The sequence below is a fragment of the uncultured Zoogloea sp. genome (assembly GCF_937894855.1).
GTDB lineage: Bacteria > Pseudomonadota > Gammaproteobacteria > Burkholderiales > Rhodocyclaceae > Zoogloea > Zoogloea oryzae.
In genome coordinates this window covers 1-23,678 of record NZ_CALAYQ010000022.1, presented here as the reverse complement: position 1 = coordinate 23,678, position 23,678 = coordinate 1, and the positions used below count along the sequence as shown (strand labels likewise).

At 68.7% G+C, this 23,678-nt stretch carries 17 protein-coding genes and 1 CRISPR repeat array; of the genes, 12 read left to right on the top strand and 5 right to left on the bottom strand.

Annotated elements, in window-relative coordinates:
- Positions 1-5 precede the first annotated feature (5 nt).
- The 4 genes from Q0672_RS01875 to Q0672_RS01860 all read left to right on the top strand — a co-directional run bounded on the left by Q0672_RS01875 (position 6) and on the right by Q0672_RS01860 (position 6,239).
- On the top strand, positions 6-3,125 hold the full coding sequence (locus tag Q0672_RS01875; RefSeq protein WP_298619133.1) for an efflux RND transporter permease subunit: 3,120 nt from the start codon (positions 6-8) through the stop codon (positions 3,123-3,125).
- Positions 3,125-4,531: an efflux transporter outer membrane subunit gene (locus Q0672_RS01870; RefSeq protein WP_298619131.1), complete on the top strand. Its 1,407-nt coding sequence runs from the start codon at positions 3,125-3,127 to the stop codon at positions 4,529-4,531. The genes Q0672_RS01875 and Q0672_RS01870 overlap by 1 nt, the downstream gene beginning before the upstream one ends.
- 223 nt (positions 4,532-4,754) lie before the next feature.
- Positions 4,755-5,234, top strand: coding sequence for a DUF4124 domain-containing protein (locus Q0672_RS01865; RefSeq protein ID WP_153162872.1), 480 nt, complete (start codon positions 4,755-4,757; stop codon positions 5,232-5,234).
- Positions 5,235-5,246: 12 nt separating this feature from the next.
- Complete coding sequence (locus Q0672_RS01860; protein WP_298619128.1) at positions 5,247-6,239, top strand: PHB depolymerase family esterase; 993 nt, start codon at positions 5,247-5,249, stop codon at positions 6,237-6,239.
- 15 nt (positions 6,240-6,254) lie between these two features.
- Here Q0672_RS01860 and Q0672_RS01855 read toward each other — a convergent pair whose 3' ends face one another.
- The gene (locus Q0672_RS01855) at positions 6,255-7,148 is read right to left on the bottom strand and encodes a LysR family transcriptional regulator (protein WP_298619126.1); all 894 of its coding nucleotides are present in this window, start codon (positions 7,146-7,148) and stop codon (positions 6,255-6,257) included.
- A 140-nt stretch (positions 7,149-7,288) separates the two neighbouring features.
- Between Q0672_RS01855 and Q0672_RS01850 the strand changes: the two genes are divergently transcribed.
- The 6 genes from Q0672_RS01850 to Q0672_RS01825 all read left to right on the top strand — a co-directional run bounded on the left by Q0672_RS01850 (position 7,289) and on the right by Q0672_RS01825 (position 12,025).
- The gene (locus tag Q0672_RS01850) at positions 7,289-8,716 is read left to right on the top strand and encodes an MFS transporter (RefSeq protein WP_298619124.1); all 1,428 of its coding nucleotides are present in this window, start codon (positions 7,289-7,291) and stop codon (positions 8,714-8,716) included.
- A gap of 100 nt (positions 8,717-8,816) precedes the next feature.
- Entirely contained in the window at positions 8,817-9,083 is a 267-nt protein-coding gene (locus Q0672_RS01845; RefSeq protein ID WP_298619122.1) for a PepSY domain-containing protein, read from the top strand.
- Positions 9,084-9,105: 22 nt separating this feature from the next.
- Entirely contained in the window at positions 9,106-9,645 is a 540-nt protein-coding gene (locus Q0672_RS01840; RefSeq protein ID WP_298619120.1) for a cytochrome b/b6 domain-containing protein, read from the top strand.
- A gap of 39 nt (positions 9,646-9,684) precedes the next feature.
- Entirely contained in the window at positions 9,685-9,996 is a 312-nt protein-coding gene (locus Q0672_RS01835; protein ID WP_153162867.1) for a PepSY domain-containing protein, read from the top strand.
- 3 nt (positions 9,997-9,999) lie between these two features.
- Positions 10,000-10,665, top strand: a complete 666-nt coding sequence (locus Q0672_RS01830; RefSeq protein ID WP_298619117.1) for a response regulator transcription factor — start codon at positions 10,000-10,002, stop codon at positions 10,663-10,665.
- A gap of 10 nt (positions 10,666-10,675) precedes the next feature.
- Positions 10,676-12,025, top strand: a complete 1,350-nt coding sequence (locus tag Q0672_RS01825) for a sensor histidine kinase (RefSeq protein ID WP_298619115.1) — start codon at positions 10,676-10,678, stop codon at positions 12,023-12,025.
- Position 12,026: 1 nt separating this feature from the next.
- Here the strand turns inward: Q0672_RS01825 and Q0672_RS01820 are convergent, their stop codons facing one another.
- The 4 genes from Q0672_RS01820 to Q0672_RS01805 all read right to left on the bottom strand — a co-directional run bounded on the left by Q0672_RS01820 (position 12,027) and on the right by Q0672_RS01805 (position 21,522).
- The gene (locus Q0672_RS01820; protein ID WP_298619113.1) at positions 12,027-12,965 is read right to left on the bottom strand and encodes a transglutaminase family protein; all 939 of its coding nucleotides are present in this window, start codon (positions 12,963-12,965) and stop codon (positions 12,027-12,029) included.
- Positions 12,966-12,975: 10 nt separating this feature from the next.
- On the bottom strand, positions 12,976-15,501 hold the full coding sequence (locus Q0672_RS01815; protein WP_298619111.1) for a circularly permuted type 2 ATP-grasp protein: 2,526 nt from the start codon (positions 15,499-15,501) through the stop codon (positions 12,976-12,978).
- 187 nt (positions 15,502-15,688) lie between these two features.
- On the bottom strand, positions 15,689-19,069 hold the full coding sequence (locus tag Q0672_RS01810; RefSeq protein ID WP_298619109.1) for a DUF2126 domain-containing protein: 3,381 nt from the start codon (positions 19,067-19,069) through the stop codon (positions 15,689-15,691).
- 800 nt (positions 19,070-19,869) lie between these two features.
- On the bottom strand, positions 19,870-21,522 hold the full coding sequence (locus Q0672_RS01805; RefSeq protein ID WP_298619107.1) for a fatty acid--CoA ligase: 1,653 nt from the start codon (positions 21,520-21,522) through the stop codon (positions 19,870-19,872).
- A gap of 180 nt (positions 21,523-21,702) precedes the next feature.
- Between Q0672_RS01805 and Q0672_RS01800 the strand changes: the two genes are divergently transcribed.
- Together Q0672_RS01800 and Q0672_RS01795 are read left to right on the top strand one after the other, a co-directional pair.
- On the top strand, positions 21,703-21,900 hold the full coding sequence (locus Q0672_RS01800) for a hypothetical protein (RefSeq protein WP_298619105.1): 198 nt from the start codon (positions 21,703-21,705) through the stop codon (positions 21,898-21,900).
- Between the two features lie 429 nt (positions 21,901-22,329).
- Positions 22,330-23,279: direct repeats of the CRISPR family, unit length 37 nt; unit sequence GTCTTAATCCCTTTCAGATCAGGGCATCAGTCTGGAC.
- A 104-nt stretch (positions 23,280-23,383) separates the two neighbouring features.
- Positions 23,384-23,678, top strand: a 295-nt coding sequence (locus Q0672_RS01795; RefSeq protein ID WP_298619103.1) for a transposase, incomplete at its 3' end; no start/stop codon positions are given.

The following is a 23,678-nucleotide window of genomic DNA, read 5'->3' as shown; positions in this document are numbered from 1 at the left end:
CATCCATGTCACGCTTCTTCATCAGTCGCCCGATCTTCGCATCGGTCATCTCGATCGTCATCGTGATCGCGGGCCTCATGGCCTCGCTCACGCTGCCGGTCGCCCAGTACCCCGAAATCACCCCGCCGACGGTGATCATCACCGCCAGCTTCCCCGGCGCCAACGCCGAAACCCTGTCCAAGACCGTCGCCGCGCCCATCGAGGAGCAGCTGTCGGGCGTGGAAGGGCTGATCTACTACAACTCCACCAGCAACTCGGCGGGGGTGGTCACCATCACCGCCACCTTCGAGGTGGGCACCAACCCCGACAACGCGCTGATCGCCGTCAATAACCGGGTCAAGGTGGCCGAGCCGCGCCTGCCCGACGACGTGCGGCGTACCGGCGTGCTGGTGCAGAAGCGCTCCAACAACATCCTGATGTTCGCGGCCCTGCGCTCGCCCGAAGGCACCCATGACGCGCTGTTCCTCTCCAACTACGTGAATACCAACGTGGTCGAGGAGATCCGCCGGATCCCCGGCGTGGGCGACGCCCAGCAGTTCGACCCGATCTACGCCATGCGCCTGTGGCTCAAGCCCGACGTGATGGCCAAGCTCGGCGTCACCACCTCCGAGGTGGCCGCCGCGATCCGGGTGCAGAATACCCAGAACGCCGCCGGCAAGATCGGTGCCGAGCCGATGGTCAACGGCCAGCAGCTCACCTACACCGTCACCGCCAAGGGCCGTCTGCTCACCACCGAGGAGTTCGGCAACATCATCCTGCGAGCCGACGGCCCCAACGGGGTGGTGCGCGTGCGTGATGTGGCGCGCATCGAACTGGGTGCTGACAGCTACGACCGCAGCACCACCGTGAATGGCGCGCCGGTCTCCGGCATGGGCATCTACCTGCAGTCCGGCGCCAACGCCCTCAACACCGCCAAGCTGGTGCGGGCGCGCCTCGACGAGATGCAGAAGCGCTTCCCGAAGGGCGTCGAGTACATCATCCCCTACGACACCACCCGCTTCATCCAGGAATCCGCCAAGGAAGTGCTGAAGACCCTCGCCGAAGCGGTGATCCTCGTGATCGCGGTGGTCTATCTCTTCCTGCAGAACTGGCGCGCCACCTTGATCCCGATCATCGCGGTGCCGGTGTCGCTGATCGGCACCTTTGCGGGCATGTGGTTGTTCGGCTTCTCGATCAACACCCTCACCCTGTTCGCGATGGTGCTGGCGATCGGCATCGTGGTGGATGACGCGATCGTCGTGCTCGAGAACGTTGAGCGCCTGATGAACGAGCAGAAGCTATCCCCCAAGGACGCCGCCGTCGAAGCGATGCGCGAAGTCTCGGGTGCGGTGATCGCGATCGTGCTGGTGCTTTGCGCGGTGTTCGTGCCGGTGGCCTTCCTGGGCGGCATCGCCGGCGTGCTGTACAAGCAGTTCGCGGTCACCGTGGCGGTCGCGGTGGTGATCTCCGGCATCGTCGCGCTGACCCTCACGCCGGCCCTGTGCGCCCTGCTGCTCAAGCCGACCCACGAGGAGAAGCCGCTGTTCAAGCCCTTCAACCGGCTGTTCGAGCGCTTCACCAACAGCTACACCGGCACGGTGAGCCTCACCTTGCGCCACGGCATCATCGGCACCCTGGTGTTCCTGCTGACTATCGGCGCTGCGGCCTTCCTGCTGCGTACCGTGCCGGGCAGCTTCGTGCCGGCCGAAGATCAGGGCTACCTGTTCGGCTTCGTCACCCTCACCGATGGTGCCTCGGCCAAGCGGACCGAAGTCGCCACCGACCAGATGCGCCAGCGCATTGCCTCGGACGACATCGAAAACATCTTCTTCGTGAAGGGCGTGGACTTCATCACCGGTAACGACCGGCCCAGCGTTGCCACCACCTTCATCATCTTCAAGCCGTGGGAGGAGCGCACCGTCACCACCGACGCCATGGCCGGCAAGTTCACCGGCCTCGGCATGACCCTGCCCGACGGCATGGGTCTGGTGTTCAACCCGCCGCCCATCCAGGGCCTCGGCACCGCCGGCGGCTTCGAGGTGTACCTGCAGAACCGTGCCGACGGCGATGCCCGCAATCTGGCGGCAGTTACCGGCCAGTTCGTCGAAGCCCTCAAGAAGCGTCCGGAACTTGCCGGCATCAACAGCTTCTTCCGGGTCAGCGCGCCGCAGCTCTTCGTCGAGGTGGACGAGCCCAAGGCCATGTCGATGGGCATCTCGCTGGATTCGATCTACGCCACCCTGCAGGCCACCACCGGCACGCTGTACGTGAATGACTTCAACCGCGGCGGCAAGACCTACAAGGTCCAGCTGCAGGCTGAGTCGGCCTACCGCTCGAAGCCGGAAGACATCCTCAAGTCCTACGTCAAGGCGGCTGGCGGGTCGATGGTGCCGCTCTCGGCGGTGGCCACCGTCAAGACCATCACCGGCCCCGAGATGATCGAGCGCTTCAACGGCTTCGTCGCCGCCAAGGTGATGGGCGGTGCCGCGCCGGGCTACAGCTCGGGCGACGCCATCAAGGCCGTCGAGGAAGTCTCCGCCGAAGTGCTGCCGGAAGGCTATCGCACCGAATGGGTCGGCCAGGCCTTCCAGGAGAAGCGCACCGGCAACGCCTCGGTGATCGCCTTCACCTTCGGCATCGTGATGGTCTTCCTGATCCTCGCCGCCCAGTACGAGAAGTGGTCGCTGCCGCTGGCGGTCATCATGGCGGTGCCCTTCGCCATGTTCGGCGCCCTGCTGGCCGTGCTCCTGCGCGGCATGCCCAACGACATCTACTTCCAGATCGGTCTGGTGGTGCTGGTGGGGCTTGCAGCCAAGAACGCGATCCTGATCGTCGAGTTCGCGGCCCAGAAGCAGGCCGAAGGCATGGGCATCGTCGAGGCCGCGGTCGAAGCCGCCCGGCTGCGCTTCCGCCCCATCGTGATGACCTCGCTGGCCTTCGTGCTGGGCGTGCTGCCGCTGGCCATCTCCACCGGCGCCGGCGCTGCCGCCCGCCGCTCGATGGGCACCGGCGTGGTCGGCGGGATGCTCGCCGCGACCTTCATCGCCACCATCTTCGTCCCCCTGTTCTTCAAGTGGTTGAGCCGCGGCAAGGTCCGCCACCCGGCCGGCGATCTGCCCCACGCCCACACCGAGGAGGTGAAGTAATGTTCCGCACCCTTCCCGCCCTCCTGGCGCTGTCCGTGGCCGGCGCGCTCGCCGGCTGCGCCATCGGCCCCGACTACGCCCGCCCCGACGCCCGGCTCCAGCTGCCCGATCAATACGCCGCGGCGCCGCTCTCCGCGGCGCCGGCGGTGGCCAGCAACTGGTGGACCCTGTTTGGCGATGCCACCCTCGACGAGCTCGTTCGCCAGGCCCTCGCCAGCAGCCCCGACGCCCTGATCGCCGCGGCCCGCATCGAGGAAGCCGACGCCGTGCTGCGTCAGGTGGATGCAGCCCTGCTGCCCCAGGTGGATGGCAGCGTCGCCGGCACCCGCAACCGGATCAGCCAGACCACCGCCACGCCCATCCCGTCCACCGCGCCGATCACCCGCAGCAACGTGAAGATGGCGCTGTCCACCTCCTTCGAGCTGGACGTGTGGGGCAAGCTCCGGCGTGCCTCCGAGGCCGCCCGCGCCCAGGCACTGGGCACCCGCTACGCCAGCGACACGGTGTCCCTGAGCCTTGCCGCGTCGGTGGCCCAGGCCTACCTCAGCCTGCGCGCGCTGGACGCCCAGATCCTGGTCAATACCGATTCGGTCACCGCCCAGGCCAGGAGCGCCCAGCTCACCCGCACCCGCTTCGAGGGCGGCATCGTCTCCCAGCTGGACGTGCAGCAGGCCGAAGGCGAGCTCGCCACCTACACGGCGGCTCAGGTGCAGCTCGAGAAGAACCGCGCCCTGGCCGAAAACCTCATCGGCCTGCTGGTCGGCCAACCCGGGCTCAAGCTGGCCCCGGCCGACCTGCGCAGCCTGCCGGTGCCGCCGGTGCCGCCCGCCGGCCTGCCCTCGGCGCTGCTCGAAGGCCGGCCCGACGTGCGCAAGGCCGAGACCGACCTGATCGCCGCCAACGCGAAGATCGGCGTCGCCAAGGCAGCGCTGTTCCCGAGCATCACCCTCACCGGCAACTTCGGCCGCGAGAGCAAGGATCTGTCCCAGCTGTTCAGCGCCCCGTCGGCCATCTGGTCGCTGGGCGCCGGGATCACCCAGCCGATCTTCGAGGGCGGCCGTCTGCGCGCCCAGGTGGATCAGGTGAGCGCCCAGCAGACCCAGACCCTCGAAACCTACCGCAAGACGGTGCAGACCGCCTTCCGCGAGGTGAACGACGCGCTGGTCAACGTGCGTCAGAACGCCGAAGCCGAAGACGCCTATGGCAAGGCCATGACGGCAGCGCAGCGCGCCCTCAAGCTCGCCCAGGCGCGCTACGACGGCGGCTATTCGCCCTACCTCGAAGTGCTCACCGCCCAGCGCACCGCCAACGACGCCACCCTCGCCTGGGTGCAGAACCGTCAGGCCCGCCTCAACGCCTCGGTGGATCTCTTCAAGGCCCTGGGCGGCGGCTGGAAGGGCAGCTGATCGTCCACCGGCAGCCTCCAAGGCAGCACACAAGGCCGACCTCGCAAGGGTCGGCCTTGTCACGTCTGGCGGCGATGCCGGTGTTGTGGTGTGGATGGCGGATTGGGTTCGGAAAAATTGGCATGACGTATGACGTGTGCGAGAATTCGCCGCCGCGCCCTCTCCGCCGACGAGCATCAGCCGTCATCGCCAACGCCCCCCAACCTTGCCCTGCCTGTCGCCCATGCCATTCCGTCCTCTCCAGACGCTCATCCTGCTTGCAGGCCCGTTGCTTTGCACCAGCCTCGCCGTCGCCCAGTCCCTGCCTTCGCCAGCCCGTCATGTCTTCAAGTGCGACGAGGGCGGCCGGGTTGTGTATTCCGACGTGCCCTGCATGGGGGCGAAGAAGGTCGACGTGGAGCCGACCCGTGGGGTCAGCAAGCTGTCGGGCAAGGAGCGGGTTGGCGAGGACGTTCGTCGCGAGGTCTTCAAGGAGCAGATCGCCGAGGCAGTACGGCCCCTCAGCGGGATGAATCCCCGGCAGTACGATGCCTTTGGCCGGCGGATGAAGCTTTCGCCGGAGGCGCAGCGGGAGTGTCGCCAGCTCGACAGCCAGCTGCCGGCGCTGGAGCAGAGCGAGCGGCAGGCTGCGGGGGCCGATCTGGCGGAGGTGCAGCGACGCCTGTTCGGGCTGCGCAGCCGGTATCGCGATCTGGGGTGCTGATTGGGGGGTGAAATGAGACGTCGCTGGTGGTGGCTTCTACTGATTGTCGTGTTCGGCTGGGTGTCGGGCGCGTCGGCCCAGGACGCCGAGCGGCCAGGCCTGCGTGAACGCATCCGCGAACGCCTCGAGCAGCGCCGGGCCGAGCCCGCCGCACCCCTCGCCCATACGCTGGCCCACGATGGGTTGCAGCGCCAATACCTGATGTACGTCCCGCCCGGCCTCGACCCGCGAGGGCCGGTGCCGCTGGTGCTGGCCTTCCATGGCGGCGGCGGAAACGCCGGGCTGATGGCCGACGACGCCCGTTACGGGTGGGTCGGCAAGGCCCGGCGGGAGGGCTTCGTGGTGGTGTTTCCGAATGGCTTCAGCCGGCTGCCCGGCGGCAACTTCGCCACCTGGAACGCCGGCGCCTGCTGCGGCGATGCGCGGGACCGCAAGGTCGACGACGTGGGCTTTGCCCGCGCGGTGGTGGCCGACGTGCGCCGGCAGGTGGCCATCGACCCGGCGCGCATCTTCGCCACCGGCATGTCCAACGGCGGCATGCTGAGGCACCGGCTGGGCTGCGACGCGGCAGACCTGTTCCGCGCTGTGGCCTCGGTGGCCGGCACCGACGCCACCCTGAGCTGCAACCCGTCCCGCCCGATATCGGTGCTCCACATCCATGCCCGCGACGACGACCACGTGCTGTTTGGTGGCGGCGCCGGCCAGGGCGCCTTCCGCGACGCCAGCAAGGTGACCGATTTCGTCTCGGTGCCCGAGACCATCGTCCGCTGGGTGAAGCGCGACCAGTGCGCGCCGGCCGTGCAGCGCACCTTCGATGCGCCCGGTGCCTTCTGCGAGGCCCATGGGGACTGTCGCGACGGGGCGAGCGTGCAGCTGTGCGTCACCGAAACCGGTGGCCACAGCTGGCCCGGTGCCGACACCGTGCGCCGGGGCAAGGCGCCCGCATCCCGGGCACTGGACGCGACGGACGTGATCTGGCGCTTCTTCCAGGATTCCGCCCGCTAATCTGCGGCGGGCGCTTCAGCCTGCTCCGCACACCCGTCGCACCACCCCGCGCAGCCAGCGGTGCGCCGGGTCGCCGTCGAGCCTGGGGTGCCACAGCATCGACACGGTGATCTCCGGCACGGGCACCGGCAGCGCAAAGCTGAACAGGCCCGCACGGAGCAGGCCGGTGTGGCGCTCGGGCACGCTGGCGATCAGGTCGGTGCTGCGCACGAGGGCCAGCGCGGTGGAAAAACCGCCCACGGTGGTGGCCACCTGACGTTCCAGCCCTACGGCCTTCAGCGCCTCGTCCACCGGCCCCCGCTCCACCCCCTGACGCGCCACCAGCACGTGGCGGCCGGCGGCGTAACGGGCCGGGGTGATTTCGCCCGTGCACAGCGGGTGCCCCTCGCGCACCACGCAGATGAAGCGGTCGCGGAACAGCGCCTGCACCCGCAGCTCCGGCGCGGTGGCCCTGCCGATCACGCCGGTCTCCAGATCGACCAGGCCTTCGCGCAGGGGCGCGCTGTCCTTGTCGGGCTTGGGCAGGAAGCGCAGGCGCACGCCCGGCGCCTCGGCCCCGACGCGGGCGATGAGCGCGGCCCCGAAGTTCTCCACGAAACCCTCGCTGGTACGCAGCACGAAGCTGCGTGCGAGCCGCGCCGGATCGAGGGCCTCGACCGGGCGCAGCACGGCCCGGGCGTCCTGCACCAGCCGGCTCACCGGATCGCGCAGCTCGATGGCCCGCGGGGTGGGCACGAGGCCGCGGCCGGCGCGCACCAGCAGCGGGTCGCCGGTGGTCTCGCGCAGGCGCGCCAGGGCCCGGCTCATGGCCGACGGGCTCAGGCGCAGTCGCCGGGCGGCGCCGGCCACGCTGCCCTCGGCGAGCAGCACATCGAGGGTGATGAGGAGGTTCAGGTCGGGGGTGCTCATGGTTTCACCTTAGCACCGTCGGCCCATTAGACATGGCGTTTCGTGCACGGATTAAGTGCGAATGCGGCGTCTTCCGCCATGTCTGGCGGCCCACTACGCTTGGAACAGGTCATCGGGCAGGTCGCCCGGAAGGAGCGGACATGAAGACGGATCGGTTGGAGATGAGGATGGACGGCGCCGGGGCGGAAGTGGCCGCGTCCGGGCGGGGCGCGCTGGCGGGGCTGGCCCTGTCGGTGCTGCTGGCTTCGCTGGGCACCAGCGCCGCCAACGTGGCCCTGCCGGATCTGGCGGTGGCCTTCGGGGCGAGTTTTCAGGCGGTGCAGTGGGTGGTGCTGGCCTACCTGCTCGCCATCACCACGCTCATCGTCAGCGTCGGGCGGCTGGGGGATGTGATCGGCCGCCGGCGCCTGTTGCTGGCCGGGCTGGCGCTGTTCGCCGGTGCTTCGGCACTAGGCGGCGCGGCGCCCACGCTGGCGCTGCTGCTGGCGGCCCGGGTGCTGCAGGGGCTGGGGGCGGCGGTGATGATGGCGCTCACCCTGGCCTTCGTCGCCGATGTGGTGCCCCGGGAGCGCACCGGCCGCGCGATGGGCCTGCTGGGCACGATGTCGGCGGTGGGCACGGCCCTCGGGCCGTCGCTGGGCGGCCTGCTCATCGCCGGGCCGGGCTGGCGGGCGATCTTCTTCATCAACCTGCCCTTCGGGCTGGCGGCGCTGTACCTGGCCCGCCGCCACCTGCCGCAGGACGTGCGGCGAGCAGACGCGCCCCGGCCCGCCTTCGACATCCCCGGCACGCTGCTGCTGGCGGGCAGCCTCGGCGCCTACGCGCTGGCGATGACCCTCGGCCGTGGCCACTTCGGCGGGCTCAACCTGGCTTTGCTGGTGGCTGCGGCGGCCGGGGTGGCGCTGTTCGTGGCGGTGGAGCGGCGCGCGGCCTCGCCCCTCGTGGCGCTGGGGATGTTCCGCGACCGGCTGCTCGCGGCCAGCCTCGGCACCAGCCTGCTGGTGTCGGCGGTGGTGATGGCGACGCTGGTGGTCGGGCCGTTCTACCTGGCCGGCGCGCTGGGGCTGGGCGCGGCGCAGGTGGGCCTGGTGGTGTCGGTGGGGCCGGTGGTTGCGGCGCTGGCCGGGGTGCCGGCCGGGCGCATCGCCGACCGCTTCGGCGCGCAGCCCGCCACCATCGCCGGCCTGACGGGGATGACCGTGGGCGCCGTGCTGCTGGCGGCACTGCCGGCTGCCTCGGGCGTGGCCGGCTACGTGGTGCCCATCGCGATCCTCACCGCCAGTTACGCGCTGTTCCAGACCGCCAACAATACCGCGGCGATGACGGCGGTGGGGGCGGAGCGGCGGGGCGCGATGTCGGGGATGCTCAACCTGTCGCGCAACCTGGGGCTGGTGACGGGGGCGTCGGTGATGGGCGCGGTGTTTGCGGCGGCGGTGGGCGTGGCCGACATCGCCGGCGCCACGCCGGAGGCGGTCGCCGCCGGCATGCAGCGCACCTTCGGCGTGGCCGCCGGGCTGGTACTGGTGGCCGTGGCGGTCGCGGCCCGGGCGCGAGGCGGGCGGGCCTGATCCGCGCGGGCCGGCTTTCAGCTTGGCTTCAGGAAGCGGCGGCGAGAATGCGCCACGCGTTGCGATTCGCGGCGCCCCTCAGACCCTGGAGAACCCCGACATGAAACTGCTGCCCGCCGCCCTGGCCACCCTCCTGACCGCCTTCGCCGCCACCACCGCCATCGCCGGCCCCACCTGCACCGCACCCCAGGAAAAGTGGATGAAGGTGCCGGATTTCAAGGCCCGCCTCGAAGCCGAGGGCTACCGCATCAAGACCTTCAAGATCACCCCGGGCAACTGCTACGAGATCTACGGCTTCAACAAGGCCGGCAAGAAGGTCGAGATCTACTTCGACCCCCAGACCGCCGCCGTGCTGCTGGCCAAGTAAGCCGAACCGCGAGCGCGACACCATGAACGCACCGACCCCCAGCCAGCCCGTCCGCGTGTGGGACCCGTTTGTCCGCGTCTTCCACTGGAGCCTCGTGGTCTGCGTGCTCCTCAACTTCGTCGTCGAGGAGGGCGAAGCCCTGCATCAGGCGCTGGGTTACGCCGCCAGCGCGCTGGTGGGCGCACGCATCCTGTGGGGCTTCGTGGGCACCCGGCATGCGCGCTTCGCGGATTTCTTCCCGACCCCGACCCGCCTGCGCCGGCACTTTGCCAGCCTGCTCGCCGGCCGGCGTGAGCACCACGTGGGCCACAACCCGGCCGGCGCGCTGATGATGCTGGCGCTGATGGCCTTCGTGCTGCTGCTGGGCCTCACCGGCTACCTGCAGACGACCGACATGTTCTGGGGCGACGAATGGCTGGAGGAAGTGCACGAGGCGCTCGCCTCCACGCTCCTCGGCCTCGCCGGCCTGCACGCCGCCGCCGCCATCATCATGGGCCGGCTGGAGCGCACCAACCTGATCGGTGCCATGATTACCGGCGTCAAGCTGCGCAGGGATCGCTGACGCGCCCGCCGCCCAACTCGCCCCCCAAGGAGCCCCGCCATGAAATTCCTGTCCCTCATCCTCGCGGCCGTCGTGACGGCCGGTGCATCCCTCGCCCTCACCGCCCAGGCCGGCGACCGCGCGCGGGCCGACGATGTCCGCCAGCTGCGCGAAAGCGGCAAGATCCTGTCGGCCGAAGACATCATCGCCCGCGCCCGCAAGATCCAGCCCGGCCAGCTGGTCGGGCTCGAACTGGAGCGCGAGGCCGGCCGGATGGTCTATGAGATCAAGCTCATCGACACCGCCAACAAGCTCCACAAGCTCGAACTCGACGCCGCCTCCGGCGAGCTGCTGAGCCACCGGGAGAAGTGATCGATGCGGCTGCTGATCGTGGAGGACGAGGCCAGCCTCGGCCACAGCCTCGTCACCCGCTTTACCGGCCTGGGCTACGCGGTGGATCTGGCCGCCAACGGCATCGACGGGGCCCACCTGGGCGCCACCGAGCCCTACGACGCGGTGATCCTCGACCTGGGCCTGCCCGACAAGCCCGGGCTCGCGGTGCTGCGGGAATGGCGTGCCGCCGGCAACCGGGTGCCGGTGCTCATCCTCACCGCCCGTGACGGCTGGGCCGAGCGGGTCGAGGGCCTGCAGGCCGGCGCCGACGACTACCTGGGCAAGCCCTTCCACGTTGAAGAGCTGATCGCCCGCATCCAGGCCCTGCTGCGCCGCGCCGCGCCGGTGCAGGACACCCGGCTCCAGGTGGGCGCGTGGCTGCTCGACGAGGGGCGCCAGTGCCTGGTGGATGGCGAGGGGCGGCCGACGACGCTCACCGCCACCGAGTTCCGGCTGCTGCGCTACTTCATGCGTCACCCGGACGTGGTGCTCTCCAAGACCCACCTCGCCGAGCACGTGTACGACTACGACGGCGAGCGCGACAGCAACGTGATCGAGGTTTACGTGTGCCGCCTGCGCTCCCTGCTGGGCAATGCTCGCATCGAAACCCGGCGCGGCCAGGGTTACCTCTTCCGCAGCCAGCCGTGAGGGTCGACCGATGAGCTCCCTGCGCCGCCGGCTGTCCCTCACCCTCGCCCTGGTGCTGATCGCCGCCGGCGCGCTGCTGGCCGTGGGCCTGCAGGATTTTCCGCGGCGGCTGGTAGAGAACTACGTGGCTGGCCGCCTTGGTCACGACGCCGACCTGCTCTACGTGCGGCTGGCGGATGCGGTCGCAGCGGGCGAGCCCGGCGCCGCGGAGATCGACCCGGCCCGGCTGGGCAGCGCGGGGCCGGTGTATGAGCTGCCCCTGTCCGGGCATTACTTCCTGATCGAGCGGGGCGGGCAGCGCATCCGCTCGCGCTCCATGTGGGACACCGACATCCCCCTGGCTGCCGCCGGCACGGGGGGGCGGCTGGACGGCCCGGCCGGGCAGTCGTTGCTGGTGGTGGCCAAGCACTTTCCGGGCGTGGGCAACGCGGCGCCGGTGGTCGTCACCGTGGCCGAGGATCTGGCCGGGCTGGACGCCGCGATCGCCGATTTCCGCCTCAAGACGCTCGCCGTGCTGGCGCTGGCGCTCAGCCTGCTGCTGATCCTCCAGCGCCGGCTGCTGCTGAAGGGGCTGGCGCCCCTCGACTCGGCCGTCGAGGCCTGCCGGCGGCTGGAGCGCGGCGAGCCGGCCGATCTGGACGCGACCGCCCCGTCCGAGGTGCAGCCCATGCTCGACGCGGTGGGCCGGCTGGCCCGCCACCACGCCCAGCGCCTCGGGCGCATCCGCCACGCGGTGGGTAACCTCTCCCATGCCCTCAAGACGCCCCTCGCGGTGCTCGCCCAGCAGGCCGATGGGATCGAAGCCCAGGGCGACGCCGCGCTGGCCGCGGCGATGCGCGGGCAGGTCGACGCCATGAGCCGCACCATTGAGCGGGAGTTGCGCCGGGCGCGGCTGGCGGGCGGCGGCTCGGTGGGGGCAACCTTCGACGCCCGCGCCCAGCTGCAGCTATTGGCCGATGTGCTCCAGCGCCTGCATGGCGAGGGCCGCTTCGGGGTGGAGATCGACGCGCCGGAGCAGGGCTTTCCGGCCGATCGGGAGGACATGCTGGAGCTCTTCGGCAATCTGCTCGACAACGCCTTCAAGTGGGCGCGCGGGCGGGTGCGGGTGGTGGTGGCGCCGGATGCATCGGGCCGGGTGCTGGCCTTCAGCGTCGAGGACGACGGCCCCGGCGTGCCGGGCGAGGTGCTGGAGCGGCTGGGCGCCGCCGGCCTGCGCACCGACGAGGCGCGGCCCGGTCATGGGCTGGGCCTGGCGATCGTCAGCGACATCGTCGCCCAATACGGGGGGGCGATCGGGTTCGGGCGCTCGGCGGTGCTGGGCGGGCTGCGGGTGGATGTCCGCCTGCCGCTGACGGACTGAGCTACTTCTTTTTCTCGGCCGCCGCCTGGCGGGCCTGCCATTCGGCTTCGGGCATCACCGTGACGCGTACTTCCGGGGATTGGGCGAGGCCGCCGAGGATCACCCCGCGGAGCGGCGAGACATCCTGGAAATCGCGTCCCCAGCCGAGGGTGACGTGGCGCAGATCGGGCTGGATGCCGTTGGTGGGGTCGTACTCCACCCAGTCGTTCTCGGGGCACCACACCGACACCCAGGCGTGGGATGCGTCGGCGCCAATGAGGCGCGGCTTGCCCGGCGGCGGGTCGGTGAGCAGGTAGCCGGACATGTAGCGCGCCGGCAGGCCGATGGAGCGCAGCGCGGCGATCATCAGGTGGGCGAAATCCTGGCACACGCCGCGCTTGCGGGTGAGGACCTCATGCACCGGGGTGCCCACTTCGGTGGCCTTGGCGTCGAAGGTGAAGGTCTTGAAGATCAGGTCCATCAGCGCCTGGGCGCCGGCCAGCAGCGGCACGTCGGGCTTGAAGGCCTGGCGGGCGAAGGCGGCGAGGGCGGCGTCGCAGGGCACCCGGGGCGAGGCGTAGAGGTAGCGCTGGGCGTCGAGGACGTTGGCCTCGCAGGGCTCGGGCCGGTAGCGGAAACGCTCGCGCACTTCTTCCCAGGGGGGCGAGTCGGCGGGCTTGGGCAGGCTGCGGCCGATCACCGTGACGTGACTCTCGGCGCGCACCAGCAGGCCGTCGTGGGGGGTGTCGAGCGACAGCCAGGCTACCGGGTTGCCGAACACGTCTTCGCCTTCGATGAGGCGCGACAGATCCGGGTCGATGGTGATGGTGCCCGACGCGCGGGTCTGCCAGGGCAGGTCGCGGGGGATCAGGTGCAGCAGGTGCTGGGCGAGCGAGACCGGCACGCCGCAGGGCGGGTACTCGGTCTCGTGGATGACGATGTAGTCGATGCTTCGGGTCATGGCTGCGTCATCATGCCGCGAAAGTGGCCTGGGCGGTACGCCCGGTGTGGCTGAAGAAGCGCATCGCCAGCTGGTCGGAGAGCTGGCGGCCGGCGGCGGCAAGGCCATCGAAGTGGTTGGCCAGGGTGAGGCAGGCGGCGTTGCGGATGTCGTCTGCCACGCCGTCCTCGAGCTGCTGCCAGGGGAAATCCCGCAGGGCCTCGAAGGCGCTTTCGAGCCCGGCGATACCCAGGCCACCGCTCTCCCCGTTGAAGCGGACGAGGTAGTTGCTGAGCATGCGCACCTGGAAGGACAGCGCGTGGGGGTTGGCGTCGTCCATGCACAGCAGGTGCAGGGCCGGCAGCAGGGCCGGCTGGGCGCGGTAGCGGGTGCGGTAGGTGATGATCGAGTCGCACAGCTCCAGCAGCGCCTCGATGGCCAGCTCCCGGTGCAGGGCGGCGGAGGTTTCGGTGTGGGCGCGCAGGAAGGTGGACAGCTGCGAGGCGAGGTTGTCGAGGCGCTCGATGCGCCGCCCGACGATGTGCAGGCGCCAGCCCATGTCGCGGGTCATGTTGTCCATCGCAAAGCCCGACAGGGACACGAAGGTGGTCAGGGCTTCGTCGAGGAATTCGAGCAGGGCGGGCACGTCCGAGACGCGCTTGCGACAGGTTTCGATCTCGGCCGAGAGGCGCTTGAGGGCGTGCCAGTGGTCGAGCGACAGGTGCTCGCGGGCCTGCCCGGCGCACCAGGTGAGGCGCTGCAGGTTGGCGGCGAGGCCGTGTTCGGCGTGGCGGTCGAGCACCGCGCGGAAGAGGTCGAGTTCGGCCTTGGCGACGGGCGCGTCGATCACCTCGGGTTCGATCAGCTGGGCGCCGGCGGCGAGCTCCAGCAGCGAGGTGAGGGCGCCGGCGCGCTGGGCCTGGCGGCCTTCCGAGAGCCGGGCCAGGGCCAGCCGGGCGAGGCGGGAGATGGCGTCGCAGCGCTCGGAGTAGCGGCCGAACCAGAACAGGTTTTCGGCCAGCCGGGACGACAGGGTGCCGGTTTCCTTGATGAGGTCATCCACCCGGATGGTGCTGTGGAGCAGGCTGAAGCCCGACACCGGGCCGTCGGCGCGCACCCAGGTGTCCTTGCTGCTGCCGCCCTTCTGGAGGGTGAGGATGCGGGTGTTCTCGACGCCGGCCACCCGCGCCAGGCCGCCGGGGAGCACCGTGTAGCCTTCGGGGGTGAGCGCCGCGTAGACCCGCAGGCCCATGGCCCGGGAGCGCAGCTTGCGCCGCTGGCCGTCGATCCACACCGGCGCGCGGGACAGCTTGACGAGCTCCTGGGCGACGAAGGCGGAAGGGTCGGCTTCGATGCGGGCGGCCACGGCGGCGAGCTGTTCCTCGCCCAGGCGGTCGCCGAAGATGACTTCGTTGGACGCGCCCGGAAAGGTGGGCTTGAGCACCAGCTTGCGCAGGTTTTCGATCACCTCCTTGCGGGCCGGGGCCTCGCCGCACCACCAGGTGGCGACGGAGGGCATGGCCAGCTCCTCGCCCAGCAGGTGGCGGCAGATGGCGGGCAGGAAGCCGGGCAGGGCGGCGGATTCGAGCAGGCCCGAGCCCAGCGCGTTGGCCACCAGCACCCGGCCGGCGCGCACCGCGCCGAGCAGGCCGGGCACGCCCAGGGCCGAGTCGGCGCGCAGCTCGACCGGATCGCAGAAGTCGTCGTCCAGGCGGCGCAGGATGGCGTGCACCCGCTCCAGGCCGGAGACGGTCTTGAGGTACACGGTGTCGTTGCGCACCGTGAGGTCCTGGCCCTCGACGAGGGGGAAGCCCAGGTAGCGGGCCAGGTAGACGTGTTCGAAGTAGGTCTCGTTGAAGGGCCCCGGGGTGAGCAGCACCGTGAGGGGCGGCTCACCGTCGGTGGGGGCCTGGCTGGCGAGGGTGCTCTGCAGGCTGCGGAAGAAGCGCGCCAGGGTCTGCACCTGCATGTCGCGGAATAGATCCGGAAACGCGCGGGACACCAGCAGGCGGTTTTCCAGCGCGTAACCGGCGCCGGACGGAGCCTGGGTGCGGTCGGCGATCACCCACCAGCGGCCGTCGGGCGAGCGGGCCAGATCGGCGGCGTAGAGGTGCAGATAGTTGCCGCCGACCGGCTTGATGCCCTGGCACGGCCACAAAAAGCGCTTCTGGCCGAACACCAGTTCGGGGGGCAGCAGGCCCTCGGCGAGGGTCGTCTGGGGGCCGTAGAGATCACCCAGCAGGGTGTTGAGCAGGCGCGCGCGCTGCCCGATGGCGGCGGCGATGCCGCGCCATTCGTCGGCTTCGAGGATCAGCGGCAGCAGGTCGAGGGACCACGGGCGGCTCATGCCCCGCGGGTCGGCGTACACGTTGTAGGTGACGCCGTTCTGCTGGATGCCCCGTTCGAGCTGGGCCGCGCGGGCCTTCAGCACATCGCTGCCGGATTCGTCCAGGTGGTCGATGAACTGCTGCCAGTGCGGGCGTACGCCTTCTTCGCCGCACAGCTCGTCGTAGACTTCGGGGCGGTACGTGTAATGGGCGAGGAGTGGGCTTGTCATGCGGTCGCGGCAGGTGTCTGGTAGGGCGGAGTGGAGCCGGGCCGAGCCTCCACGCGGGAGGTCGGCCCCTCTCCGCGAACCCCATAGGCTACTGACGTTGCGTGGGGGGCGTAAAGGATGAAGTGCACGGTGAGGATATCACCGGGCACTTCACGGGGGGGCTTTACGGCCGGATTGCCCTGCCGGGCTAGCGGCGCAGATCGAGGGTGAAGGGGAACTCCTTCTCCACCGGCGAAACCTTCACCTTCGGCTCGCCCGCGGTGTGGCCCATGCGGAAGAAGCGCGCCAGGCGGCGGCTCTCGGCCTCGAAGGCGTTGATCGGGAAGGTCTCGAAGCTGCGACCGCCCGGGTGCGCCACGTGGTACTGGCAGCCACCCAGGGAGCGTTCGCTCCAGGTGTCCACCAGATCGAAGGTGAGCGGCGCGTGGGGCGGGATGGTCGGGTGCAGGCACGACGGCGGCTGCCAGGCCCGGTAGCGCACGCCGGCCACGTACTCGCCAACGGTGCCGGTGGGCTGCAGGGGCACCGTGCGGCCATTGACCGCCAACTGGAAGCGGTCGTCGGACATGCCGGTCACCTTCACCTGCAGGCGCTCGACGGACGAATCCACGAAGCGCACGGTGCCGCCGATGGCGCCTTCCTCACCCATCACGTGCCAGGGTTCGAGGGCGTTGCGCAGCTCCACCTCGATGCCGCGCACCGCAAAGTCGCCGATCTTGGGGAAGCGGAACTCCAGGTGCGGGGCGAACCATTCCTTCTTGAAGCCGAGGCCGTGGGCCTGCATGTCCTCGATGACGTCGCTGAAATCCTGATCCACGAAGTGCGGCAGCAGGAAGCGGTCGTGCAGCTCGGTGCCCCAGCGCACCAGGCGTTCCGGCGCGTAGGGGGTTTCCCAGAAGCGGGCCAGCAGGCCGCGCAGCAGGAGCTGCTGGGCCAGCGACATGCGCGCGTGGGGCGGCATCTCGAAGGCGCGCATCTCGACCAGGCCGAGCCGCCCGGTGGGGCCGTCCGGCGAGTACAGCTTGTCGATGCAGAACTCGGAGCGGTGGGTGTTGCCGGTGACGTCGATCAGCAGGTTGCGCAGCAGCCGGTCGATGAGCCACGGCGGCACCTGCTCGCCGATCTTCGGGAACTGGCGGAAGGCCGTCTCAATTTCATATACCGAGTCGTTGCGGGCTTCGTCGATCCGCGGGGCCTGGCTGGTCGGGCCGATGAACAGGCCCGAGAACAGGTAGGACAGGCTCGGGTGGTTGTGCCAGTAGGAGATCAGGCTGCGCAGCACGTCCGGCCGGCGCAGGAAGGGCGAATCCGCCGGGGTGGCGCCGCCCAGCACGAAGTGGTTGCCGCCGCCGGTGCCGGTGTGGCGGCCGTCCACCATGAACTTCTCGGTGGTGAGGCGCGAGTAGTGGGCTGCTTCGTAGAGGTGGGTGGTGCGCTCCACCAGCTCTTCCCAGTTGCTGGCCGGGTGGATGTTCACCTCGATCACGCCGGGGTCGGGGGTGATGCGGAAGTGGGTGAGGCGCGGGTCCTGCGGCGGCTCGTAGCCTTCCAGCACCACCGGCATGCCGAGGTCGGCGGCGGTGGCTTCGATGGCGGTGACCAGCTCCAGGTACTTCTCGAGGCTGGACAGCGGCGGCATGAAGATGTGCATCGTGCCGTTGCGCGGCTCGGCGCACATGGCGGTGCGCACGATCCAGTCGGCCGACTGGAAGGGCTGGGGCTGGCGGTCGGTGGGGCTCAGCTTCTCGGCGGCGCGGGCGGCCTTGAGGGCTTCGGCGGCGCGGGCCGCGGCGGACGTCCCAAAGCCGCTCTCGTCGTCGGTGAGGGCGTTGAGCACGGCGGTCTGGCCGCCGGGCAGCTGGCGACGGATCGCCGAGTGGGACGGCAGGGGCGGGAAGGTCTGGTGGCTGTCCACCGGGTTCACGTAGGGGTAGTCACCCTTCGCGGCCCACGGCTGGGAATCCAGCGGCAGGCGGTAGCCCACCGGCGAATCGCCGGGGATCAGGTAGCAGCGCTCGTCGCGCAGGAACCACGGCCCCGTCTGCCACGCGCCGGTGTAGGCGTTGAGGGAGATCGGCAGCACGTAGCCCACCGGGTTGGGCAGGCCGTGCTCATACACGCGGCGGATGCGGTCGCGTTCCAGCGGGTCGTCCAGGCGCGCGTCGAACGGATCCACGTTGCCCGGCAGGCGGCGCTCGCGCCACAGGTAGTAGAAGGCATCCTCATAGGCCGGGAAGACCCGGCGCTGGTCCACGGCGAGGCGCTGCGCCACGCCGGCGAGGAAGGTGTGGGCCTTGTCGACCTTGACGTTGCCGGGGGTGGCCGAATCGCCGATGAGGTCGGAGCGCGTCCAGATGGGCTCGCCGTCCTTGCGCCAGAAGCAGGTGAGCGACCAGCGGGGCAGCTGCTCGCCCGGATACCACTTGCCCTGGCCGAAGTGGGCGAGGCCCTGGGGGGCGTACTTGTCGCGCAGGCGGTGGTAGAGGTCTTCGGCGCGGATGCGCTTGTTGGGGCCCATCGCCTCGGTGTTCCACTCGGCGCCGTCCGGGTCGTCGATGGACACGAAGGTGGGCTCGCCGCCCATGGTGAGGCGCATGTCGTGGGCTTCCAGGTCCACGTCGATGAGGTGGCCCAGGGCTTCGATCTCGGCCCATTGCTCTTCGGTGTAGGGCTTGGTGACCCGCGGCGCTTCCTTCACGCGGGTGACGGCCATGCGGTGCTCGAACTCGCACTCGCACTCGTCGATGAGGCCGGAGATCGGCGCGGCGGAGGAGGGGTCGGGCGAGCAGGCCAGCGGGATGTGGCCTTCACCGGCAAAGAGGCCGGAGGTCGGGTCGAGGCCGACCCAGCCGGCGCCGGGCAGATAGACCTCGGTCCAGGCGTGCAGGTCGGTGAAGTCCACTTCGGTGCCCGACGGGCCGTCCAGGGCCTTCACGTCGGCCTTAAGCTGGATCAGGTAGCCGGACACAAAGCGCGCGGCCAGGCCCATGTGGCGCAGCAACTGCACCAGCAGCCAGGCGGAGTCGCGGCACGAGCCGGTGCACTTGGTGAGGGTCTCTTCGGGCGTCTGCACGCCGGGTTCCATCCGGATCACGTAGCCGATGTGCTGCTGCAGGTCGGCGTTGATCTTCACCAGAAAATCGACGCTGCGCATCGTCTCGCGCGAGATGGTGGCGAGGTATTCGGCAAAGGCGGGGGTGGCCTCTTCCTTCAGCAGGAAGGGCGCGAGTTCGTGGGCGAGGGTCTTGTCGTAGGCGAACGGAAAGTTCTCGGCCTCGGGCTCCAGGAAGAAGTCGAAGGGGTTGATGACCGACATCTCGGCCACCAGATCAACCTCGACGCTGAACTCGGTGACCTTCTCCGGAAACACCAGCCGCGCGAGATAGTTGGACTGCGGATCCTGCTGCCAGTTGATGAAGTGCGGCTTGGGCAGCACACGCAGGGAGTAGGACAGGATGCGGGTGCGGCTGTGGGGAGCGGGGCGAAGACGGACGACCTGCGGGCCGACGTTGATCGGGCGGTCGTACTTGTAGGAAGTCAGGTGATTGAGGGCAACGTGGATGGTCACGGGAGACTCCGTTCTTGAGCTGCGGGTTTCAGGCTTGCGGATAGATTTAGCAATGTTCATGCCACGACGCATATGCCGTGGTCACGACGTTTTGAAGCCAATTCAGGGCCTTGGCGCGTCTTTCGCCCCTCTTTTCCGTCCCCGGCGATCCAGGCCGTGGTGTCGATGCACCAACTTGGAGAGTATGGATCGCACCATTCCAGTGCGCCGGCGGCGTCAGGCCCCGGATGAGGGCACGCCCTTGCCGCCGCGGCACCATCGGGCGCCGCCCGCATTTTCCGGCCCGACTCCGCGCCGAATGGCAGCACGGCAAGCCCTCGATCACGGTAGATCACAAGCGTTACAGCCAGACGGGACAGCGCTTCGTTTAGCCAGCTCCACGCCCCCACCCCCGACCAACCACCACCCTGTAGGTCGGACTTCAGTCCGACATCACGGGTTGATCGGGCAGGGTTTGTCGGACTGAAGTCCGACCTACACGAGGCCGGCCCGTGCCCGGCGCGCGACGCCGCAGCCCCACGCCCAACCGCAATCCACCCCACCCCCGACCAACCGCCGCCCTGTAGGTCGGACTTCAGTCCGACAACACGGGTTGATCAGGCAGGGTCTGTCGGACTGAAGTCCGACCTACAACGAGGCAAGCCAGTGCCCGGCGCGCGAGGCCTCAGCCCCACGCCCAGCCACAATCCACCCCCAACCCCGACCAACCGCCGCCCTGTAGGTCGGACTTCAGTCCGACATCGCGGGTTGGTCAGGCAGGGGCTGTCGGACTGAAGTCCGACCTACAGTCCGACCGGCGCTTACTCCCGCCCTTGCGCTTCGCGCATTGCCCGTTTGTTGAGCTTGCCCACGCTGGTGCGGGCCAGGGCTTCGACAAACTCCACCTGCAGCAGCACGCCGTAGCGGCTCACGCCGGTTGATTCGATGAGTTTGGCGGCGAAGTTGCGGATCTCGTGGGGCGTGACCTTGCCCACGTGCTCGGGCTTGAGCGTCACCTTGGCCAGCGGGCGTTCGCCCCACTTGGCGTCGGGCACGCCGATCACCGCCACGTCGGCCACCGCCGGGTGCTGGGCCACCACGTCCTCGATCTGCAGGGACGAGGTCCATTCGCCGCCGGTCTTGATGACGTCCTTGATCCGGTCCGTCACCTTGAGCCAACCGTCGGGCGAGATGTGGCCGATGTCGCCGGTGTGCAGCACGCCGCCCTGCCACAGGGTGGCGGATGCCTCGGCGTCGTGCAGATAACCCTGGGTGAGCCACGGGCTCCTCACCACCACCTCGCCCACGCTGTGCCCGTCGCGGGGCAGATCGGCGCCGTCTGGCCCCTGCACGCGGATGTCCACCAGCGGCAGGGGCAGGCCGGTGTGGGTGCGCAGCAGCGCCTGATCCGCCGGCGGGCCGTCCAGCGCCGCTTCCGGCAGAAAGGCCACGGTGAGGATCGGACAGGTCTCCGACATCCCGTAGCCGGTAAAGGCGTCGATGCCGCGCTCCTGCGCAGCCTTGGCCTGGGCCTGCGACATGGCGGAGCCGCCGATGATCAGCTTCCAGCGGGAGAGGTCGATCACTTTGGACAGCGGATGCACCAGCAGCATGTGCAGGATGGTGGGCACACAGTGGGAGAAGGTCACCCCCTCGTCGCGCACCAGCTTGAGCAGCGTCTCGGGCACGTAGCGGCCCGGATACACCTGCTTGAGCCCCAGCATCGTCGCCACATAGGGTAGGCCCCAGGCGTGCACGTGGAACATCGGCGTGATGGGCATGTACACATCGTCCCGGTGCAGCCGGCCCTGGCTCGGCGCCCCGCCCAGCCCCGCCGCCACCGCCAGGGTGTGCAGCACCAGCTGCCGGTGGCTGAAATACACTCCCTTGGGCAGCCCGGTGGTGCCGGTGGTGTAAAAGGTGGTCGCCTTGGCGTTCTCGTCGAAATCCGGAAAGTCGTAATCGGGCGACGCGGCGGCCAGCAGCGCCTCGTATTCCCCCGCATAATCCACCGGCGGCGGCCCATCCGCTGGCGCATCCTCGATCAGCACGAAACGCCGCACCGTGGTGAGCCGCGGCGCAATGGCGGCCAGGATGCCCAGAAACTCCGCATTCACCAGCACCACATCCGCCTGCGCGTGGTTGAGGGTGTAGAGGATCTGCTCCGGCGTGAGGCGCACATTCACCGTCTGCAGGATCGCCCCCATCATCGGCACCGCAAAGAAGCACTCCAGATAGCGGTGGCTGTCCCAGTCCATCATCGCCACCGTGTGGCCGGCATCCACCCCCAGCCCGGCCAGCGTGCTGGCCAGCCGCCCGATGCGCTCCCGCAGCGTGCGGTAGCTGTGCCGCCGCCCGCCCATGTAGGTGATCTCCTGATCCGGCGCAGTGGCCAGCGGCGTGTGCAGAAGCTGCTTGATCAGCAGCGGATAGCCGTACGCGTCCGGCGTACGGTCGACCAGTTTGACCGGCATGGCGATTCTCCCAACGCTGTTATGGTTTTGTGACGGGGAGATTAACAGGGGCGGGGCTGGGTGGGGTGGCGGAGAAGCGGCTGGCCGGTGCCGCCCCCGCTACCCCTGCGTGGGCAACTTCCGTCGCCCACCGACCCCCGGCAGCCGCCCCGCGTCGCCCGCCATGCCTTGGGCGACGGATTGCGGTGGCTCACCGACGTCGACCGACCTCTGCCCGATGTCCTGCAATCGCTGCACGACGTCGTGCACCTGTTGCAGGACGTCCTGCGATGGTCGCCCGACATCCGGCAGTCATCGACGGACATCGGGCAACGACTGCCAGACATCCGGCTGCGGTTGCCGGACGTCCAGCAAACACAGCCGGACGTCCATGAATGATCGCCAGATGTCATGCAATCAATGCCGGACGTCTGGCAGCGTTTGCAGGACATCCGGCAACTGCTGCACGACGTCCTGCAATGAGTGCACGACGTCGTGGAATGATTGCCGGAGAGGAGGAAGGGGGCGGCGGAAAAAGGTGGAAATGGCCTGAAAGCCGCGCGGGGCAAGGGTTTCGGGCGGGGCTGAGCCCGGCCGTGGTGCAGGGGAGGCTTCAGTCGCCCACCCCAAATAAACCTGCACCAGCCAAACCCACCACTTCCAGCCCCCGACCCCTCGTATCCCGATCATTGCGTCACGTGACGCAGTGATCGGGATACGTGACGGAATCGCTGGGATACGCGGTGCTGATAGTGAAGACGGGGAGCGTCAAATTCAGTCCTTATCACTCCCGACTCGAATACTGCGCCCTGTGTATCGGTGAAAAAAGTCATGGTCCCTTTCAGATCAGGGCATCAGTCCGGACTCAAAGCGCTGCTCATGTGCATCCAGTTGATTGTGTCTTAATCCCTTTCAGATCAGGGCATCAGTCTGGACATTACTCAAAACGCAAGCGGTGTGCCGACGTCTTAATCCCTTTCAGATCAGGGCATCAGTCTGGACTGGAAGCCGCAATCTACGAAGCGATCATCGGTCTTAATCCCTTTCAGATCAGGGCATCAGTCTGGACGCTCCAAAACCTCGTCGAAGAAAACAAAGCTGATGGGTCTTAATCCCTTTCAGATCAGGGCATCAGTCTGGACGGCGGCGCCTATGCCCAAAACAGCAAGGGCGATACGTCTTAATCCCTTTCAGATCAGGGCATCAGTCTGGACAAGCCTGGTGCGAACACCTGGCCCGCGAGATCGGTCTTAATCCCTTTCAGATCAGGGCATCAGTCTGGACGCCGCCCTGAATCCTCATGGCTGGCACGCAGAGCGTCTTAATCCCTTTCAGATCAGGGCATCAGTCCGGACCAAGACAGTTTCCTAATGCAATGGGCAATTGATAGTCTTAATCCCTTTCAGATCAGGGCATCAGTCCGGACAAAAAACATTTACAACGTGGATTTGTTTAAGATGTCTTAATCCCTTTCAGATCAGGGCATCAGTCCGGACTGTAATGGGATACGAAGCCGTTAAAGAACTGCGTGTCTTAATCCCTTTCAGATCAGGGCATCAGTCCGGACCACGATCTCCTCGACACCTTCACCGCGCGCTTTCGTCTTAATCCCTTTCAGATCAGGGCATCAGTCCGGACACACCCGGCAGCGCAAGCGCGAAGCCGCCCAGAGTCTTAATCCCTTTCAGATCAGGGCATCAGTCCGGACTGCCCACGGCCGACAGTGACGCCCCCGCCAAGCGTCTTAATCCCTTTCAGATCAGGGCATCAGTCCGGACATATCCGCCTGCCAACAGGTTCAAAGTAGGGCACCTCGAAAAACCGCGACTCGCCCGCCCTTGATAAAATTACAGCGTTCTGAATCCGCCCCCAGCCGACTCCGATGAAACCGCGCAGCGCCATCAAGACTGACCTGTTCGCCGACGAACTTCACCGCAAGAAGATCGACACTCTGGGCGACCCGCTGGCCGAGATCGAGTCGTACATCGATTTCGTGGCGCTGGCGGCCGAGGTCGATCGGATTGCGCCCCGGCCGGTCAGCCCTCAGGGTGGCCGCCCGCCGTATCCGACCGAGACGATGGTGCGCATCCTGGTCCTGAAGCGGCTGTACAACCTGTCGGATGAGCAGATGGAGTACCAACTGCTCGACCGCATGAGCTACAAGCGCTTCTGCGGGC